The sequence below is a fragment of the Mesorhizobium sp. P2_A12 genome (assembly GCF_056405075.1).
Genome location: NZ_JBFUCU010000072.1, coordinates 1 through 1,784 on the forward strand (window position 1 = coordinate 1; position 1,784 = coordinate 1,784).

Annotated in this window: 2 protein-coding genes; both read left to right on the plus strand. The window is 62.2% G+C overall.

Annotation, left to right across the window (positions count from 1 at the left end):
- Positions 1–389, plus strand: a 389-nt coding sequence (locus tag AC1DZU_RS35495) for a DUF1214 domain-containing protein (protein WP_477292105.1), incomplete at its 5' end; no start/stop codon positions are given.
- A gap of 141 nt (positions 390–530) precedes the next feature.
- On the plus strand, positions 531–1,784 hold a 1,254-nt coding region (locus AC1DZU_RS35500), incomplete at its 3' end, for a DUF1254 domain-containing protein (protein WP_477292107.1).

The window sequence follows — 1,784 nt, forward strand, 5'->3', positions numbered from 1 at the left end:
CACCCCACCCAGGCCCGTCGTCAGCCTATCTCAGTGCCTACAAGGACAAGGCCGGCGAATGGCTCGATGGCGGCAGGTCGTATCGCCTGCGCGTTCCGCCCAATCCGCCGATCAAACTTTTTTGGTCAGTGACGGTCTACGACGTCGGCACGCGTGCCCTGATCCTGAATGATCAAAACATCACCGACCGTTCGTCGCGCATGGACCTGCACATGAACGCCGATGGGTCGGTCGACATCCATACCGGGCCGAAGCCACCTTCAGGCTTCGAAAAGAACTGGATTCCGACGGTGCCGGGCAGGAACTGGTTCGCGTATTTCCGCTTCTACCAGCCGACCGAGCCGTACTTCGATCGATCCTGGCCGTTGCCGGATTTCGAGCGAGTGTAGGCCGACAAGGGACTTTGGCATTGGTCCGAGGGAGTTAGCCGTGGTTGGTCACGAAAAACCATATGGGATGTCGGGGTTTGCGCTGACCTGGCGCTGCCTGATGTCGAGCCCGCCGCCGATCAATAGTCACAGGAGAGGGCGATGAGGCTCAACCGCAGGGAAACGATCTCGATATTGGCCACCGCCGCGCCGGCGGCGCTTGCCGCGCTCGCCAGCGCCGAAAATCCCGCCCACGCGAAGGCGAAGCGTACCGGGGCGAAAGGCTCCGTCAAACTGCAAAAGATCGACACGCGCATCGGCGTGCTCGAATTCACCCACGATTTCGCCAACGGCTATCCGACCGACGCGACGGTCGGCAAGCTTTACGACGAGCGCGATTTTCAACGCGCATGCCAGGCCTATCTTTGGTCGTTGCCGGCAGTTGCGTTCAGGGCATGGCAGAGCGGCACCAACCAGCAGCTCGGGGCCAAGAATGGGCAGATCGTGGCGATCCTGTCCTACGAGGCCAGGCGAGGCATTCTGACGGCCAATGCCACGACGCCGTACTATCTCGGGTTTGCCAATCTGTCAGATGGACCGCTGGTGCTTGAGATGCCGGCGCACGGGGTGCTAGGCGCGATCAACGATTCCTGGCAAAGGGCCATTCCAGGGACGGAGGCGCCGGGCAAGTATCTGGTGCTGCCTCCGGGGTCCAAGGCGCCATCCGACGCTGCCGACTACATCGTTCGTCAGTCGCCGACCGTCAACATCTTCCTCGGTGTGCGCTTAACGGACGCCGATCCCGAAACCGCCAAGGATGCCCTATCGCACCTGCGCATGTATCCCTACGCCCAGCGCGACAATCCACCCAAGATGGGCATCCTCAATGCGGGCACGAAAGCGTGGAGCGGACTGCCGCCGCGCGGCATGGAATACTGGCAGCGGGTCGACGAAGTGATTCAGGCCGAACCGATCGAAGCACGCGACATCTTCTTCAGCGCCATGCTGCGGCCTCTCGGGCTGGAAAAGGGCAAGCCCTTTGCGCCGGACGCGCGGCAAAAGAAGATCCTGACCGACGCCGCGTTGGTCGGCGAGGCCATGGCGAAAGCCAATTCCGCCGACCGCCGTTTCAAGAACGGAAAATACCGGCCCGACGCGCATTGGGACTTTGCGCTGATGCTCGACGCAGACGATCCCAAGGCCTTCTGGAACCTGCTCGATGAACGCGCGTCGTGGTTCTACGAGGCCGTGGGTGCTGACGCGGCCATGGCCCCCAAGCACCCAGGCCCGTCGTCAGCCTATCTCAGTGCCTACAAGGACAAGGCCGGCGAATGGCTCGATGGCGGCAGGTCGTATCGCCTGCGCGTTCCGCCCAATCCGCCGATCAAACTTTTTTGGTCAGTGACGGTCTACGAC